The sequence below is a fragment of the Carboxylicivirga linearis genome (assembly GCF_018271995.1).
GTDB lineage: Bacteria > Bacteroidota > Bacteroidia > Bacteroidales > Marinilabiliaceae > Carboxylicivirga > Carboxylicivirga linearis.
This window is the reverse complement of sequence record NZ_JAGUCO010000001.1, coordinates 215,653-233,614: the sequence shown is the minus strand read 5'-3', so window position 1 is coordinate 233,614 and position 17,962 is coordinate 215,653. Positions and strand designations below refer to the sequence as shown.

At 35.0% G+C, this 17,962-nt stretch carries 18 protein-coding genes; 2 read left to right on the top strand and 16 right to left on the bottom strand.

What is annotated here, in order from left to right; all coding sequences use genetic code 11:
- Position 1 precedes the first annotated feature (1 nt).
- From KEM10_RS00975 to KEM10_RS00900, 16 genes are all read right to left on the bottom strand, one after another.
- Positions 2–571 (bottom strand): chemotaxis protein CheB, encoded by a 570-nt coding sequence (locus KEM10_RS00975; protein WP_212212306.1) that lies wholly within the window; start codon positions 569–571, stop codon positions 2–4.
- Positions 572–576: 5 nt separating this feature from the next.
- Complete coding sequence (locus tag KEM10_RS00970) at positions 577–1,401, bottom strand: CheR family methyltransferase (RefSeq protein WP_212212304.1); 825 nt, start codon at positions 1,399–1,401, stop codon at positions 577–579.
- A gap of 4 nt (positions 1,402–1,405) precedes the next feature.
- Positions 1,406–2,257: a CheR family methyltransferase gene (locus KEM10_RS00965; RefSeq protein WP_212212303.1), complete on the bottom strand. Its 852-nt coding sequence runs from the start codon at positions 2,255–2,257 to the stop codon at positions 1,406–1,408.
- A 9-nt stretch (positions 2,258–2,266) separates the two neighbouring features.
- A complete protein-coding gene (locus KEM10_RS00960) occupies positions 2,267–4,144 on the bottom strand; it encodes a PAS domain S-box protein (RefSeq protein ID WP_212212301.1) in 1,878 nt (625 codons plus the stop codon).
- A 42-nt stretch (positions 4,145–4,186) separates the two neighbouring features.
- Positions 4,187–5,263, bottom strand: coding sequence for a protein-glutamate methylesterase/protein-glutamine glutaminase (locus KEM10_RS00955; RefSeq protein ID WP_212212299.1), 1,077 nt, complete (start codon positions 5,261–5,263; stop codon positions 4,187–4,189).
- A gap of 122 nt (positions 5,264–5,385) precedes the next feature.
- The gene (locus tag KEM10_RS00950; RefSeq protein WP_212212297.1) at positions 5,386–5,862 is read right to left on the bottom strand and encodes a chemotaxis protein CheD; all 477 of its coding nucleotides are present in this window, start codon (positions 5,860–5,862) and stop codon (positions 5,386–5,388) included.
- Positions 5,863–5,873: 11 nt separating this feature from the next.
- On the bottom strand, positions 5,874–6,773 hold the full coding sequence (locus KEM10_RS00945) for a sensor histidine kinase (RefSeq protein ID WP_212212295.1): 900 nt from the start codon (positions 6,771–6,773) through the stop codon (positions 5,874–5,876).
- 34 nt (positions 6,774–6,807) lie between these two features.
- Positions 6,808–7,674 (bottom strand): CheR family methyltransferase, encoded by an 867-nt coding sequence (locus KEM10_RS00940; RefSeq protein ID WP_212212293.1) that lies wholly within the window; start codon positions 7,672–7,674, stop codon positions 6,808–6,810.
- A complete protein-coding gene (locus KEM10_RS00935) occupies positions 7,674–8,159 on the bottom strand; it encodes a chemotaxis protein CheW (protein ID WP_212212290.1) in 486 nt (161 codons plus the stop codon). The genes KEM10_RS00940 and KEM10_RS00935 overlap by 1 nt, the downstream gene beginning before the upstream one ends.
- Before the next feature lie 11 nt (positions 8,160–8,170).
- Positions 8,171–8,617: a chemotaxis protein CheW gene (locus KEM10_RS00930; protein ID WP_212212287.1), complete on the bottom strand. Its 447-nt coding sequence runs from the start codon at positions 8,615–8,617 to the stop codon at positions 8,171–8,173.
- Positions 8,618–8,622: 5 nt separating this feature from the next.
- Positions 8,623–10,668, bottom strand: a complete 2,046-nt coding sequence (locus KEM10_RS00925; protein ID WP_212212284.1) for a chemotaxis protein CheA — start codon at positions 10,666–10,668, stop codon at positions 8,623–8,625.
- Positions 10,661–11,059: an Hpt domain-containing protein gene (locus tag KEM10_RS00920; protein WP_212212281.1), complete on the bottom strand. Its 399-nt coding sequence runs from the start codon at positions 11,057–11,059 to the stop codon at positions 10,661–10,663. The genes KEM10_RS00925 and KEM10_RS00920 overlap by 8 nt, the downstream gene beginning before the upstream one ends.
- Positions 11,056–11,421: a response regulator gene (locus KEM10_RS00915; protein WP_212212279.1), complete on the bottom strand. Its 366-nt coding sequence runs from the start codon at positions 11,419–11,421 to the stop codon at positions 11,056–11,058. Before KEM10_RS00915 ends, KEM10_RS00920 begins: the two co-directional genes overlap by 4 nt.
- Before the next feature lie 25 nt (positions 11,422–11,446).
- Positions 11,447–11,758, bottom strand: coding sequence for a hypothetical protein (locus KEM10_RS00910; protein WP_212212277.1), 312 nt, complete (start codon positions 11,756–11,758; stop codon positions 11,447–11,449).
- Positions 11,759–11,768: 10 nt separating this feature from the next.
- Positions 11,769–13,490, bottom strand: a complete 1,722-nt coding sequence (locus KEM10_RS00905) for a methyl-accepting chemotaxis protein (RefSeq protein ID WP_212212275.1) — start codon at positions 13,488–13,490, stop codon at positions 11,769–11,771.
- Between the two features lie 190 nt (positions 13,491–13,680).
- Positions 13,681–14,193: a YfiR family protein gene (locus KEM10_RS00900; RefSeq protein ID WP_212212272.1), complete on the bottom strand. Its 513-nt coding sequence runs from the start codon at positions 14,191–14,193 to the stop codon at positions 13,681–13,683.
- Between the two features lie 214 nt (positions 14,194–14,407).
- On the opposite strand from KEM10_RS00900, the gene KEM10_RS00895 reads away from it, so the two are divergent.
- Complete coding sequence (locus KEM10_RS00895) at positions 14,408–15,448, top strand: hypothetical protein (RefSeq protein ID WP_212212269.1); 1,041 nt, start codon at positions 14,408–14,410, stop codon at positions 15,446–15,448.
- An 82-nt stretch (positions 15,449–15,530) separates the two neighbouring features.
- The gene (locus tag KEM10_RS00890; RefSeq protein ID WP_212212266.1) at positions 15,531–17,960 is read left to right on the top strand and encodes an efflux RND transporter permease subunit; all 2,430 of its coding nucleotides are present in this window, start codon (positions 15,531–15,533) and stop codon (positions 17,958–17,960) included.
- The last annotated feature ends 2 nt before the right edge of the window (positions 17,961–17,962 follow it).

The following is a 17,962-nucleotide window of genomic DNA, read 5'->3' as shown; positions in this document are numbered from 1 at the left end:
GTTAATTCACTAGTTGGTTCAAATAAAGAACGATCTCGTCAGGAGACATTATTTTGGATGGAGACATCAATCTTAAAGCCATTTTTGGCATAGTATCCACATCACAAGTTGCAGGATCCTGAACAATAGTAAAGCCTCTTTTATCAGCTATATCCTTCATGCCCTTAGCTCCATCTTTATTGGCTCCAGTTAATAATATGCCTATTAACTTATCTCTGAAGAAATATGCCGATGATGATAATGTATGGTCAATTGATGGCCGACTATGATTCAATGGTTCTTCGGTAGATAAACTAATTGATCCATCGTACTCAATAAATAAATGATAGTTAGAAGGTGCCAGATAAACTTTACCGGGAATAATTTTATCCTTATCATGAGGTTCAAGTACTTCCAGCTTAGATTTTAAATTGATGCTTTCCAATAAACCAGAACGTACATGCTTTAATCGATGCAAACACAATATAATAGGCAAGGGAAAATCATGATTAATCTGTGATAAAATCTTACTTACCACTGAAAAACTTCCAGCTGAACCTCCTATTACTACCGCTTTGTATTTTAAAAGCATAACAATTACTGAGTTAACGCATTAAACTTTAGAAACACTTTTTCTTTTTGATCAATACATTCAAATCGATCGGAATAAGGAGTAGGAAATTGCTCCCTTACACCAATACATAGCCATCCTCCAGGTTTTAATGAACTATCGATTGCCTCCTTTAAAACTGAATGATAATCTTTTTTATAATAGAGCATCACATTACGAAATAAAACCAAATCAACTTTCTCATCGGGTTTACTGATAGTGACACAACCTTTCTTAAAATTGATTTTTGACCAGAAAGATGATTTTAATTTCAATACTCCCTCATCATCCTCCATATAACCTTCCAGACTTTGCTTCCCTTCGTATCTTTTATAATTATACAGGTTAGTATCCATCTTTTTACTAAAGATAACGCCTTGTTCTACTAGCTCCTTAGTAACAGACGCACAATAACCTGCTGTAACTTCTATTTTATCTAAAACACCCGTTTCTTGTGCTACAATTAACAGTGTATATAATTCTTCTCCTGAAGCAATTTGTGGTATCCAAACTTTTATTACTGATTGATCTGATAAGGATAAGAAATACTCACGGATTTTTCGCCACAGACCGGGATCACGAAATAGTTCGGTAACAGGTACTACTATATTATTTATTAAATCATCCTTAAAAGCCTCATCTTTTAGTCCGGCTAAAAGTTGCTCATTCTTTTTAACCCCTTTTTTTTCTCCAAAAAGATACAACCTACGCTTAAGAAATGATTGGCTCATTTGATTAAAAGGCATCTGCGTTTCTTGCGTCAAAACCTCTGATAATTCCCTTATTTCACGTATGCTATAATTAAGTGCCATTTAATTAATATTTAAAATGAAAGGAATTATTTTTTACGAATAAAGGACCATTCTTACTAAATTTTGTTTTATAAAACCCCGACATGTTTTCATGATTACCCAGTAATAAAAAAGCACCCGGATACATTTGATCGTGGAAACGTTTAAAGAGTTTTGATTGCAAGCTTGCATTGAAATAAATCAACACATTTCGACAAAACACTATATCAAACTTATTATAAAATGGTATTTCTTCCTGCACCAAATCGTGTTTAACAAACCACGGCACCTTACGCAAAAAGTCTTTGACAATCAGTACATCTTCTTCTTCATGAAACTCAAAGTACTTGGTAAAATCAATTTCTGATATGCCTTGAATAGGCTTTTTCTTTAATGATTTATTAAACGCTTGTAACTGTTCTAAATTAAACTTTAATGCATATTTACCCGATTTTGCTTGTCTTACCATACGAGCATTTATATCGGTACCATACACCTTAATCCTGTCAAGCAAACCCAATTCACTCATGATAATAAGGTTTGAATAAACCTCCATACCCGAGCTACATCCTGCATGCCAAATGTTAATTGTTTTTTTACTTTTTACCCCGGCAAATATCTTATCGTAGATATTTGTCCATATCTCTGGATCTCTGAATAATTCTGTGGTATTAACAGTTATCTCTTCTACAACCTTCTCTACAAAATCCTCATCGGTTTTTGTACGTTCCAACAATTGCTGCATAGTGAGATCATAATCCTTTAATATCTTCCGGATTCGTCTATGAATTGAATTATCAGAATACTCACTAAAATCATACGGAGTATGTTTCTTCAATTCATTTAGATATTCTCTAAATGCAGTCTCCCCTACCATATCAATCACTTAAAATAACTCTACCTCAACGTTTTGGATAAACGCAGTATACGAATGATCTTCACCTACTTTTGCTTCAGATAATAAGAACAATACGGGTTCTTCACTGCCCACTTTATTTTTTATAGGAGCTTCACGCCTTTCTCCAATTATCTTTTCTTTCTCGTTTGAAACAAATGCTGAAATAAACTCATCGTTTTTAGCTGTTTCCTCAGAGAATAGCATGGAAACATGCTCGCCAAGTACTTCATTTCTATCGTATCCCCAAAGCTTTTCAGCTGCCAGGTTAAAGAACTCAACAATTCCATCTTTATTGGTGGTTATGATTGCATCTAAAGCACCTTCAAGCGTTTTCTCGTTTCGTATTTTAACAGCTTCAATTTCTTTAAACTGTTCTGTTACTTCTTTTTTAGCCTCTTCAAGCATAATGCCCAATTCGTCTTTACTGCGCTTCAACTCTTCTTCCATATCTACTTGCTCAGTAATATCATTTTCGAGGCTTAAAATCTTAATAATTTCTCCTTCATGATCAATTACAGGAGTATAGGTAGTTAACAGGTAGATTTCATCTCCCATCTTGGTTCTTCTTTTCACACGTCCTTTAAAGTTATGGCCGTTTCTTAAATCAGTTAAGATCTGATCCAGCTCGGCAACGTCTTCTTTAAAGAAGAAAATCTTGATATTTTGTCCTTCTATCTCCTCAGGGTTATATCTGAAAGTTCTCAAGAAGTTCTGATTCACATTGATTAATGTACCGTCCACTTCAAATTCAGAACTAATCGCAGCATGATCAATTGCTTCTAAAATACCTTTCATTTCAACTTCACGACGATCGCTCTCTTCCTGAGTAGCTTGCATCTCTTCCAGATTCTGACGCAGCTCCTCTTCTTGTTGCGACATTCGCTCAGCCTGATTTTGGGTCTCTTTTAAAAGCTTGGTAGTTCGAATTGTATTTTGAACCGATTGTATTGTTAAGGCAATACTTTCAGCTGTTTTCTCTACAAACTCAATTTCATAATCATCAAAAGGTTTAAAAGAAGCCATTTCTAACACACCATAAACCTCATCATTGGTTTTAAGTGGTACAATTAAAATCGATCTTGGATTTGCTTCTCCTAATCCTGAAGTAATATTCAAATAGTCATTCGGAACGTCTGTCAGATAAATGGTTTGTTTTTCCAACGCACAACGACCAATTAATCCTTCCTCCCAGTTTATTCTTTTATCTGTAAATTTTTTACGATCAAAGGCAACACAAGCAGTTAATTCAAAATACTTTTCATTTTTACTTAAGGTATTTAATAAATAAAAACCTGCTTGATTAATCTTCATATAATCCACCAAATAGCGGATGATATTATAACTTAAATCTTCAAGATTATCACTTTCCTTACGAAGCAGTTCTCCAAAATGAGCTAATCCTCGCGTAACCCAGTTACGTTGCTCTTCTTCAATTCTTCTTTGCTCAACATCTTTTTTACTTTGGATTAAGTAATCGCGCAAACGTAAAAGTGAAGTCGCTAATATATCATTCTTAAGATTCAGATGTAAAGCACTATCAAAATTATCCTTGCGTAGGTTATCCACAAACTGAAGCACTTCTTTACTTCTGTTTGCCTCATATTTCAAATGCTTCTTTTGCTTTTTAATGATTTTGGCAAAGTTACCGGCAATTAGGTAACCAATTAAACCAGAAACAAAGGGCACTGCTGTAACCAACCATAACATGGGGAACACAGTGTATGCATTTAATACATTAAATCGTAATTCGGTATATTCTAATACACTAAAACTCCCAACCAAAACAAAAAGGTACAGGAGTAGTCCAAAAACAAAGCCTCTTAAAGTGTAACGGCTTCTAATATTTTTAATATTTTCTTTACCCATAAGAAATGGCGTTAAATTAAACGGCTACCAGGTTAAAGTTATTTATTTTACTTTCGACAGTATATATGGTGCAATTTTGTCCAAAGATAAGATTTCATCGGCAGCTCCAAGCTTTATTGCCTCTTTTGGCATACCAAAAACTACCGAAGAAGCTTCATCCTGCGCTATGGTATGAGCTCCTGACTCTTTTAACTCAAGTAGTCCCTTTGCTCCATCATTACCCATTCCGGTTAGCAAAATTCCGGTTGCATTATTACCAGCGTACCTTGCGGCTGAACGAAATAGTACATCCACCGAAGGTCGGTGACGGTTTACCAAAGGTCCTTCTTTTACATCAACAGAATACTCTTTTCCTACCCTTTTTAGCAACATATGCTTATTGCCCGGCGCAATTAAAACTCTACCTTGATAAAGTCTGTCACCTTGCTCGGCTTCTTTCACTTCAAGGCCACAAATGTTATTCAAACTATTGGCAAATGATTTTGTAAAACCTTCGGGCATATGTTGAACAATCGCAATACCCGGCATTTTATCTGGCATGGCTTTCAAGAAGGTTCTAATTGCTTCTGTACCACCGGTTGAGGCACCCAATACAATTACCTTATCGGTACTGATAATTCTTTTATAGGTCGAAGCCTTATCAATAATTACATCTGCCGAAAGTTTTGGTTGGACCTTAGGTGCTACAGGCTCTGCAATTTTACGGCGCTTCAACTTGACATGTGAAGCAGCTTTAACCGCATCGCATAACATTATTTTTGACTCATTGATAAACTGTGCTGCATTCATTGCAGGTTTACCAATTATTTCACTGGCACCATATTCCAAAGCCTTCATGGCTACCTCTGTACCCTCAGTAGTAAGACTGGAAATAACAACTACCGGAATAGGATGTTGCGACATTATTTTTCGGAGAAATGTTAAACCATCCATCCGAGGCATCTCGATGTCGAGGGTAATCACATCGGGAATCTCCTTCATTATTTTCTTAACAGCAATAATGGGATCGGCTGCCGTACCCATTACTTCAATGTCAGGATCTGATTCAAGAATTGATGACAAACTTTGTCTTACCACAGCTGAGTCATCTACTACCAATACCCGAATCTTTTTTTCCATGAGTCAATGTTATTTACACCACAACAATCTGTGACAATTGTTGTTTTTGCTTCCAACTAATTAGTTTGAAAACCTTCATGCTCCTTCATCTCCATTCACTGCCGTTCGAAGGCTTTCAGGCATTAATATACCTTTTTTTCGAGAAATTTATGCCTAACTTCTCCGGTATCGCTAAAAAATAAAATCTTTCTACCTCTTTTTCCACCTGTACTGGAGGCAACAATTGGAATGTTACGCTCCTCCAACATTAATCTGGCAACTCTTATGTTTCGTTCCCCAATAAGCATTGAGTTTCCTGTTCTGGCTTCAAGCAGTTCTCCACCGCCAAATATTTTTGCAACTAAATCTTTTCGGTTGCTACCATAATAGAACATTCTCTCAATCAGTTTATCAATAGCTATGTTACCATATTTAGGAGAAGCTAATTCATTACCGTTCCAGTTTGGCAGCATATAATGGTTCATGCCTCCAAACTTTAGCTTCTTATCCCAGATACATATAGCAACACAACTACCTAATATGGTTTTGATCACATAAGGTTCTTTGCTGACATACAAGGAAGAGGGGTATAGAAAATGTTGTAAATATCTATTCTCCATCTAACTTCGCCTTAAAAAATCTCATCACCGTCATCAAAGAACACATCGTTACCATCACCACTGAAGCCATCTATAATGTTTTTCGCTTCAGGTAAAGTAATTGAGAACGTTGACCCTTCACCTTTTTTACTATCAATCTCAATATTTCCTCCCAGAACATCAAGCAATGCTTTGGTAATAGATAATCCCAATCCGTGTCCTCGGTTAATGGAATTGATACCTGAATCCAATCGCTTAAAACGCTCGAAAATGATTTTTTGATTTTTCTCTGAAATACCCGTTCCAAAATCCTGAACAGATACATTCAATTCATCATCATCAACCCAGATTTTAATAATAACCTTACTATCCTTGTAGCTATATTTTAAAGCGTTATTAATAAGGTTACTCAATATTAATTTGAGTTTCTCTGAGTCCGTTTTGAAATAAAAATTCTTACCAAAGCCATATTCTACATTAAACTGCAGATCAATATCAATTCCCATTTTTCTCGAGATGATATTAAAGGAATCTATCACAGTTTGAGTGAGACTTCTCACATTTACTTTGGTGATATTTGGAGCAATTTCTCCGGCTTCAATCTTAGCTGCAACAAAGATATTTCTCAGCTGAAAATCAAGATTAAAGGCTTCACTATGGATAAGAGCTACCATTGAAACCACTTTCTTCCAATCGTTTTTCTCAACCGACAAAATGGCTTTTGACAAACCAAGAATTGAGGTAAACGGGTTTACTATTTCGTTGGAAATATTAGAGATAAAGTGACTCTTTAAAGCCTCCGATTCTTTCAACTTTTTTGTTACAGACTGAAAATCTTTCGAAAGCTCTTTCATTTCTGTATCGAGCTTTTTTCTTTCCTCAAGCCTTATTTTCAATTCGCGCAATAGTTGCCTATCCGATAAGTTGCTCATAATTCTTGTTTTATTTTTTATTCCGGACTTACTTTTATTCTTTTAAAAATATGGTAGGTTTTATGTGCTTTAATGGCACATTCATCCCCGATAACGATTCTGAGTGACCGATAAAGAAAATTCCTCCAGGCTTTAAATACTGACAAAGCTTATTGATCACTTTCTCTTGTGTGGCTCTGTCAAAATAAATTAAAACATTTCTACAAAATATTACATCAAACTTATCCCCTACATTGTATGAATTATCCATTAAATTCACATATTTCAATGCAATATTTTTTTGTAATTCTGGCTTAACCCTAACCGATGGGTTTTCTCTATCTTTACTCTTTAAAAAATATTTCTTTTTCATCTCAAGAGGCAACAAAGCAACTTTATGCTCATTGTAAATTCCCTTGGAAGCCGTTGTAAGTACTTTGTTGGATATATCAGATCCTAAGATACTAAAACTAAACAACGGATTATTGTTTTTAAATTCATTCAGCACAATGGAGATTGTATAAGGTTCTTCACCGCTTGAACAACCTGCACTCCATATTTTCAAACTTCTGTTATTATCAGCAAAATGAGGTAAAATTTCATCCCTCAAATAATCAAAATGTACAGGTTCTCTAAAAAAATCGGTTTTGTTTGTTGTAACAACATTCAAAAAATTAAAGATCTCTTTTTCCTGCCCATCTTTACTAAAAAAGTACTCTTTATATTCAGTGTAAGACTGCATATTTAGCTCACGGATACGCTTCAATAATCGTCCCTGAAGCATGATGCGTTTAATGGGGGGCATTTTTATACCGAATTCGTTGTATATGAATTCACTAAAAGCCTTAAAATCTGATTCTGTCAATTCTGCCTTGAAACAATCCAGATCTTTTTGAACGTTATTCTCCTTACCCTTAAACATTATTCCGCTTCTATACTACTTTTTAGCTCGTCAAGTGCAATTATATCTTTGTCATTAAATACCTGCTCGGCATTTAATATCATCACTAAATTTTCATCCGTTTTATATGTAGCCGAGATATATCCCGGTTTAAAATCGTTTTCTATTGTTTTGATTTTTTCGTTATCTGATTCAAATACATCAGACACCGCATCCACCATTGCTCCAATGATTAATTTTCCTGAATTATCGGGTTTATCTATTTCAAGAACAACAATACATGTTTGAGGGGTAACATCAATAGTACCCACATTAAACTTCAAACCTGTATCAATCACTGGCACTATATTTTCGCGATGGTCAATTACCCCCGTGATATAAGGTAAGCTTTCTGGCACCGATTTTGGTTTTACATACTCTAAAATCTCAACCACTTTACCTACATGTACTCCAAAGGTATTAGAACCTACAGAGAAAGTCAGATATGCATTGATTAGCTCACTCATTAATTCACTTTTTATTTTTCAATTTCAAGAACTGTTTCATCCAAATCAATTATGTGCACAAACTCTTCATTTTTATGAATGGTGCCCAGAAATGAATTTACAATGCCGGAGTTACCATGATAAACCGACTCTTTAATTTCTAATCCATCAATATCGAACACTTCTTTAACGCCGTCAACAACAATTCCTATTAAAGAATCAGTTTTTCCATCGTTTGATACAACAATAATTGAAGTATCAGCAGTGTTTTCAACTTTACTTGTCTCCATCATCACTCTTAAATCGGCCACAGGAAAAATGTTTCCGTGCAGATTCATCACCCCAAGCACATAATCTTTTGTATTAGGCACCCAGGTCATCTTTCCATATTCAAGAATATTCCGAACCTTAAGAGTATCAAATGCGAAGACTTCCTTGTCCACATAAAATGAAATCAGTGATGTAATTTGATCTTTCATTGTAATTATTTCTTAGTTCGGTATTTCTTAGATGCATTATTGTGAATCATACGATTAGTATCCATCACTAATGCAATACTTCCATCTCCCATAATGGTTGCTCCTGAAATATTTTCCTGTTTCTTTAAGTAACGTCCTAAAGGTTTAACAACAGTTTGATATTCTCCAATCACCTGATCAACCAATAATCCCACTTTCCTATCTTCAAACTTAACAAGAATCAACTGCTTTCCACCCGAATCTTCATTTTTGGTTTCGAACACCTCTCTCACGTCAATGTATGGAAATTGTTCTTCACCTATAGAAACGATATGGTTTATTGTATTCCCAAAACTTACATCTTCAATTGCATGAATCTTTTCGATGTTAGCAATTGGAATTACATATTGATTGTCAGACACTTTAACCAGTAAGCCATCAATAATAGAAAGTGTCATTGGTAATTCAAGCGTAAGTGTTGTTCCCTTTCCAACTTCAGAATCGAGAGACACTTCACCACGAATTTCACCAATCTTTTTCTTAACTACGTCCATTCCAACGCCACGTCCCGAGACATCAGAAACCGTTTCTTTGGTAGAAAATCCGCTTAGAAAAACTAAATCAAATATTTCTTTTCGGCTTAACTCTACATTTTCATCAATCAAACCTTTGCTAATTGCTTTTGATTTGATGAATTCAGGGTCTATACCTTTACCGTCATCAATTACCTGAACAATTACACTAGCTCCTGAATAAAAAGCCTTGAAAACAATTGTTCCTTTTGGCGATTTGCCATTCTTAATTCGCTCGTCAGCCATTTCAATTCCATGGTCAACAGAGTTACGAATGATATGTAATAAAGGATCTGTAAGATGCTCAATAATATTTTTATCAAGCTCAATATCTCCACCTTCTATTATAAAATCTATTTCCTTATCAAGTTCTTTTGATAAATCACGCACCAATCGCTGGAAACGCATTAATTCGCTTTGTAGCGGAATCAAACTTATTTCAAAAGCATTATCGCGAAGCTGACGGCTTAGTTTTTGAATATTCTCAGCCAAGCCAACAATATCACTATTTCCGTCTTTTTCGGCATATAAGTTAAGCTGTGCCTGAATAGTTACTAACTCACTTACCAGATTAACCAAATCATCAATTTTATTTGAGTTAACCCTGATACTTGATATTTTATGTTCTTTTAACTGAACTTTGCGTTTGCCATCCTTCTTATCATCTTCCTTACCACTACCTGCTTCACCAATTGCTTCAATCTGTTCTTTTGTTAACAGAACACGATCAGCAACAGCTTTATCAATTAGTGCAACAAGAGCATCTGAATTAATAACATTATTAACCTTTAACTCTTGTAAATCAATTTCACATTCATCTTCCACAAAAATAAATACATCCTTAATTTCATTAATTGATTCTGATGTATTTAAAACAACCTGCCACTGACTATAGTTAGTAACCGGTTTGAATTGTGTCAATTCAGGGATATCTTTTGCAAAAGCAACTACCTTTGCATCCCCCATTGCATGAAGGTCATCGAGTAAATAAAACGGATTGGTACCGTTTCGAAGAATATCTTCATTTGGTTTAATACTGATCAAAAAGGTTTTTGATCCATCACTTTCAGCAATTTGCTCCACATTTGAACCCCCAACACTAGCTGTAGAAGTGCTACCTTCTTGATTCGATACTTCCTGAATGCGCTTAATAAAAGCTTGTTGATTGGCAATATCTCCGGCATCCGTTAAATCTCCAATCTGAAGTAAATGTTTGATTTGATCGATGGCTTCAAATGTCATTGATATAATATCATTTGACACTTTCAGCTTATCATTTCTAATCAAATCAAAAACGGTTTCAAGATGATGTGTAAATTCACTTAAGTGGTTAAATCCAAACATTGCTCCCCCTCCTTTAAGAGAGTGCATAGCCCGGAAAATTCGCTCAATGATTTCACTGTTGTGCATATCCTTTTCTAAAAGGAACAATGCTTCTTCCAGGTCATTGATATTATCAAGCGATTCCTCAACGAATTTTTCTCTAAACTTATCAATCATTTGTTCGAACGTTTAACCTGTCGATGTTGGTAAAGAAATCAATTAAAGTTTTTTTCTTCTCTTCCACTGAAGGAAGACATTCATCCTTCTTATTCAACACCTCCTGAATTAGTGATACAACATCCTTCGTCTTATCAATAATAGTACTATTCAGTACAATTTTGCCATTATATAAATCTCTATAAACAGATTCAACTGGCATGGCAATCTCAGTTAATTGGGTAAAACCAAACATAGGTGCGGAACCTTTAATGGTATGCATTGCCCTGAATATTTTTTCAACTGCTTCACCAGTGGGTTTCACTGGTTCTACTAATTGAAGTTCTTTTTTCAGTTGCATTAAATCATTATTGGTCTCCTCAATAAAAATATGCTTGATCTTATCAATCATCGTAACACGCGGGAAATTGCACTTAATAATTTAGCTGGCACAAAGGGCTTGATAATCCAGCCTGTAGCACCTGCCTGCTTTGCTTCCATCTTCTTTGAGGCTTGTGATTCTGTTGTTAGGAACAAAATTGGAATATGCTTGTATGCATCCATCTCTCTTACCTTACGAATTAATCCAAGGCCATCAAGGTTAGGCATGTGTAAGTCGGTAATTACAATATCAATGGTACGGCCATCTAAATATTTTAGAGCGTCTTCACCATCAACACCAACTAATACATCATAGCCTTCGTTTTGAAGAGTAAAGTTGACAACTTCACGTATACTTTCTGAATCATCAACAATAAGAACTGTTTTAGCCATAATATAATGTTCTATTTATTTTAGGTTAATTAAGCACATAGCTGAAACCGGAATTTCCGATTAAGGTTTTTAACTCATCTTTAAGCTCCGAAGTAACTGAAACGTTTTTATCGTTTGCTTCAAAGGTTTTAATTATCGACAATAGTAGTTGAATAAAGGTAACATCAATACTATCAGGATTATCAATCTGAACATCCAGATCTTTTGATACTGATACTTTATTCTTAACCGCTTCGGTAATATTCTCAATATAGTTTATTATAAGTTGGCCTGAAAAGCGTAATATCTCTTTTTCGGGCAACTCTTCATAGATTACGTTATACGGTAGATTATCCATGGTCGTTATCTTAAAACTTTTCGTAATTATCTAAATCAAAATCCTTATCGAAATTTGAGAAAGGATTATCCTTTTTTGTGGTCTCCTTTTTCACTTCTGTATCCGCAGTTTTCGGAGCAGCCTGATTAACTTCTTTCTTTGGTTCTTTCAATACAGTCTTTTCCTCTGAAGTAAAATTAGGTTTCACCTCTTTTTCATCACCAATCTTAAAGAAGTTGACAACTTCATGTAAGCTATCAGCCAGATTTGCCAATTGATCAGAACTTTGCGTTAATTCATCAGATGATGAAGCATTTTCCTGAGTAATCATATTCAGTTGCTGCATTGCAAGGTTGATCTGCTCAGCCCCCGTCTTTTGTTCCATACTAGCGGCTGAAATTTCTTTAATCAACTGGGTTGTCTTTTCAATATCAGGTACTAATGCCTTTGATTTGGCACCTGCTTCCTGAGAGACTTTTAATCCGGTTTTAACAAGAGATACAATTTCATCTGCGGCTAACTTACTTCTTTCAGCCAATTTTCGAACTTCTGCGGCTACTACAGAGAAACCTCTTCCATGCTCACCGGCACGAGCTGCCTCCACTGCTGCATTCAAAGCTAATATATTGGTCTGAAATGCAATATCGCTAATGATTGTGATCTTTTCAGAAACATCTTTCATCACTTTTGCAGCTTGTGATGACAATTTATCTGCAACACCTACATCCTGAGCCGTTTCAACAGTAATTTTTTCCGTCTCTACTGCATTCTCTGTATTTTGATCGATATTAGCCACCATTTCTTCAATTGAGGTAGATACTTCCTCAGCAGATGCAGCCTGGTCAGCCGATCCTTTCGAAAGTTGCATTGAACTGGACTTCAGTTGAGTACTTGAAGTAACCAAATCATTTGCATTTTCTTTTATTGAAACAACTGTTCTTTTAAGTTGCTCAGCCATTGCAACCAATGCTTTTGCCAAGTCTCCGATCTCATCATTCTGATGCACTTCAACCGTAGCTGTTAAATCACCATCTCCGATAGCCTTAGCAAAATTAACTCCTTTATTTAAAGGACTAACAATGGCGTTATACAGTAGGTAAGCGGTAAGCGAGGCTCCAAAAATAACCAACAAACTCATGATAAGGATAACCCATTGAAGAACAGTAAAACTGCTATTTGTTGCTTCAAGTGCTTCGTCACTAGCTGTAACATATTTAGTAGCTAACTCATCAATTCTTTCAGTAATATTATCGCTGAGAACGATTATTTCTCCTCCATCCTGAACTTGAGGCTCCACTTCAAATAAAACCATTACATCTTCATAGGAGGCAAAAGAATTAAGGCTAGTCATAACATATTGCTGCATCTGAAATAATGATTCGATGTCATTAAATATGCTATCAGCCTCTGCAACATCAGCAGACTCCCATTCTGCATAATATTGTTTTATTTCCTTTTGTAATTCAGGAAAGTCTTTCTCGTGTAAATCTTTTAACCTGATTTTATCGGGTGTATCCGACTGCTTGTCGATAAACACCCAACTACGAACTAACATTTTAGAGTTCGTAACCATCATTGATAAATGATTTAAACTTTCCGACGAAGGAGAGTAAGTGCCTGTTAACTTATTATTTAGATTCTTACTGGATGTTAAGGTCGAAAACGTCCATACTCCATTTATAATAATCAGTAACAGAATGACACCAAAACCCCACAATAATTTTTGGGCAATATTTAGTTTGATATTCTTCATTCGAGTTTAGTTTTCGTATCTATTGACTTCCAATTTTTGTTGAATTGGTGTCGCTAGGCAAAAATAAGATCCTATCCTTATTAATCAAACAGAATAGTCTTATATTTCAATTCAACTTAAATATGGTAAATTAATTTCACAAATTAATTAAAAATACAATTCGTCAATAAATATATTAAAGAAACGCAGCTTACAATGATATTGCTGCTTGCATACCTTCCAATTTCGAACTTATTTGCAAACCAAATTTAGCAGCATTGGCTTTATGAATCTCAAACTTCAATCTTTCTTCGCGAACAACGAAGTTAAACATAGCCCCATTATCCGTTGCTCCTTCCGATTCACAAACTATTAAAGTATTCTTACCTCCTACTTTGCTAACAATTTCTGAAGCATGACGGTTAAAATTAATAGATGAAGACACAAACAACACCTGGCAGTTTTGCACTTCTTCAATGGATTTAAACTCTTTAATCACTACTTCCTGAAATCCGAATTTCTTCCCTTCAGATAATTTCTCAAGCCAACTTACAATTTCTTTATCTTTCACAACTCCAATTACAAAGTCGCCTTCTTTAGCAGCCTCAGGCCACCCGATATGACGAATAAAATTCAGTGTAAAAACTGATTTAAACTTAGCAATTTGTGCGTTGGCAGCTAAAGGCAATAGCATTAAGCTCACAAAGAACAAAATCTTTTTCATAACAATACATCCTTTCAAATTCAACTTCTTAATGCGCCATGGTACGCAAATGAAATAGATTAGTTTCCTTAAATTCAATAATTTTTGATTTTTTAAGAGAAAGATTGCCTTCAATATAACTTTGCTTTATATTGATTCTGTTACATTTGCAAGTGCCTAGCAACCAAAAACAAGGGAAAACCCTATTTTTTAAAGGATTACAAAATTATCAATAATGAAGCTATCATTTCAAAGCATAATCATAGATACCCAACAAGTATTAATCGGAAAAACAGACTCTCTGAGCAAAACCATTTCAACCTTTTTGAAGGACAACACAATAGATACTAAACAAATTGCGAAAGTTGATTTATTCGTTGACATAAACAATAAGGAGGATTTTTTAAATACCGATAGTAACCTTCAGGAAGTATTGTCAAAAGTATTTGGCAAACAACTTCCAGCATACAACATAACTACTTGCAAAAACTTAACTTCTTCCGGAACCATCTTATTATTTACTATCTGTAATGATAAGAGCTGCGAAATTGAACACAAAGAATTTCAAAAATTTCCATATACCCTTTGTAGTAAAGAACAAAGCAAAACATTACTTTCCGGAGGAATTCACTTTGATGAGGATAATGATCTCTTAAGATCTACTCAAATGGCCTTTGATTTTGCAGAGCAATTGTTAGATCATGAGGAAATGCATTTTGGTCATGTTGATTTCTTAAATGCTCAGATTGAAAAAAGTTTCGTAACTCAAACATCCAATGATAGCAACTCATGGAGAACAGTAGAACAAATAAAAGAACTATATCTCGACCCTGAATTATTTAATCAAAACCTACCACCATTGAATTTAAGCACTGTCAATAATGGTGGAATTACTCTTTCATTCAGTGCTGCAGTAAAGGATACATTCCCCATTCATCAGGTTAAAACAAATCCGGGTATTTCTTCTTCAATTGCTAAGGAATGGCAACAGGCTAAATTCAGCACTAACAAAATGGTTAATGAGAATAGTAATATTATTTCGCAAATAAAAGAAATTCTTAATCTTATTAAGGAAACTTTAAGTAGAGACACTGGTTTAGGTATTTCGCAATTGAAATTTGATCTACTTAGAATTTACCTTCCGAACGAGGTTGATTTTGCAGATGCTGAAATGATTATTAAGCAACAATGTGGTGCCAACCAATATATTTTTCTTCAATCGGAGTTGCAGCAGTCAGAGGCTTTAATTGCCATTGACGGACAGGTATCGTTTTAAAACAGAAAATGAAGAATTGATTGGCCATCCAACGTTTTTACCTATTTTCGCAAGATTAAATTAGACTGAAGATTGAACTGAGATGTGGATTAGAATTGCACGTTTTATATTACGCAACAGAATAGCAATATTAATAGGATTATTTCTGTTGACTTTATTTATGGGGTTTCAATCCCGTAAAATTGAAATGTCGTACCAGTATGCACCTTTGCTACCAGAAGATGACTCAACTTATTTAGCATACGAATCGTTTATAGAGACCTTTGGATCAGAAGGAAATCTGGTTGTTATAGGGGTTAAGAACAAAGACTTTTTTGAAGTAGATGAATTCAACCAGTGGAATGAACTGGCAAATGAGATTAAAAACATCAACGGTGTTACTTCGGTATTTTCTATTGGTCAAACGTACAATCTGAAAAAGAACACAGAAGAGAAAAGGTTTGAGATACAACCTATTTTCCCTGAACACATTCAGTTTCAGACCGAATTAGACTCATTAAAAGAAGCATTTTATCAATTACCTTTTTACGATGAGCTAGTTTACAATAAAGCAAAAGATGCGTATCTGATGGCCATAACATTAGATGACGACATACTGCACAGTAAAGATCGGGTAAGACTGGTTGAGGATATTAAAAAAGCAGGTAATAACTACTTTGAGCAAAACGAGCAGGAACTTCATTACTCAGGATTACCTTTTATAAGAGTAATTACTGCTGAAATGATCAAAAAAGAGCTGAATATGTTTATCTTCCTGGCTCTTGGGATAACAGCAATCATTATTTTGTTATTCTTTCGCTCCTTCAAAGTGGTTATCTTTTCAATGCTGGTTGTTGGCATAGCTGTTATCTGGGCACTGGGGATACAAGGTATATTTGGTTATAAAATAACCATTCTCACCGGAATGATTCCACCCCTTATTATAGTTATTGGTATTCCCAACTCGGTGTTTCTCCTTAATAAATACCATCAGGAGTACAGAATTCACCAAAATAAAATAAAAGCGCTTCAAAGAGTAATCCGTAAAATTGGAAATGCAACATTCTTAACCAATTTAACAACAGCATCAGGATTTGGGACTTTTATTTTTACAAGTAGTAAGATCTTAGTAGAGTTTGGAGTGATTGCCGCCATCAATATTTTGGTTGTGTTTTTCTTATCCATCTTACTCATACCTATCATTTTTAGCTTTTTAGATGGCCCCAAAGAACGACACATTAAACACCTCGATAATCAGGTAATTAGTGGCGTAGTTAACTATCTTGTTCGTATATCTCTTAATCACCGCTCTTTAATTTACTGGTGTACTTCCATCATGTTAGTTTTAGGTATCTTCGGAATTAGCCGTATTAAAACAACCGGATATATGCTGGATGACATTCCTCATGACGATCCTCTTTATGTTGACCTTCAATTTTTTGAAAACAATTTCAATGGTCTTATGCCATTAGAAATAATGGTGGACACGAAGAAACCAAATGGTGTTATACAACGAAAAAACTTAAAGAAGATTGATGAACTTCAGGATGAATTATCCAAATTAGATGAAATTTCAAAACCCATTTCATTAGCTGAGGTAGTCAAATTTTCACGTCAGGCCTTCTTTAACGGCAAAGAAAGTTTTTACAAAATACCTAGTAATCAGGAACGAAACTTTATCCTTTCCTATGTGAGCAAAAGTAACGAGGGAATGGAGACAGGCATTGTGAATAATTTTGTGGATTCAACAAAGCAAAGAGCCAGATTAAGCTACCGAATGAAAGACATTGGCACATCTGAGATGGCTTCGTTAAATATAGAAATACAAAAAGTTATTGACGAGGTATTTCCTTCTGAAAACTATTTTACCTCATTAACAGGCGCCAGCGTAGTATTTTTTAAAGGTACAGATTACCTCATACGCAATCTATTCACCAGCTTACTTTTAGCAGTCATTCTTATTGCATCATTTATGGCCTGGATGTTTTCATCCAAAAGAATGGTTTTGGTTTCATTAATTCCCAACCTGTTTCCTTTAATAATGACGGCTGCCTTGATGGGATATTTTGGCATTCCTATTAAACCTTCAACCATATTGGTGTTTAGTATTGCTTTTGGTATTTCGGTTGACGACACTATTCATTATTTGGCCAAGTACCGTCAGGAACTTACTGAAACAAATTGGAGTATACGAGCTGCTGTTGTTCTCGCGCTTAAAGAAACGGGTGTAAGCATGATTTACACTTCCATTATTTTATTCTTTGGTTTTGGTATCTTTAGCGTATCGCAATTTGGAGGAACGGTAGCTCTAGGAGTGCTTGTAGCAATAACTCTTTTAATTGCACTTTTTTCAAATCTTATCCTCCTACCATCATTATTATTAACTTTGGAAAAAGCTATAACCAACAAATCCTTTAAAGAACCTTTACTTCATATCTACAACGAGGACGAAGATATTGAGTTGGAAGATTTAGTGATTAAAAAGAGGAAAGAGAAAAAGCCCATATTGAAGAATAAAGACATTGACCAATAAAT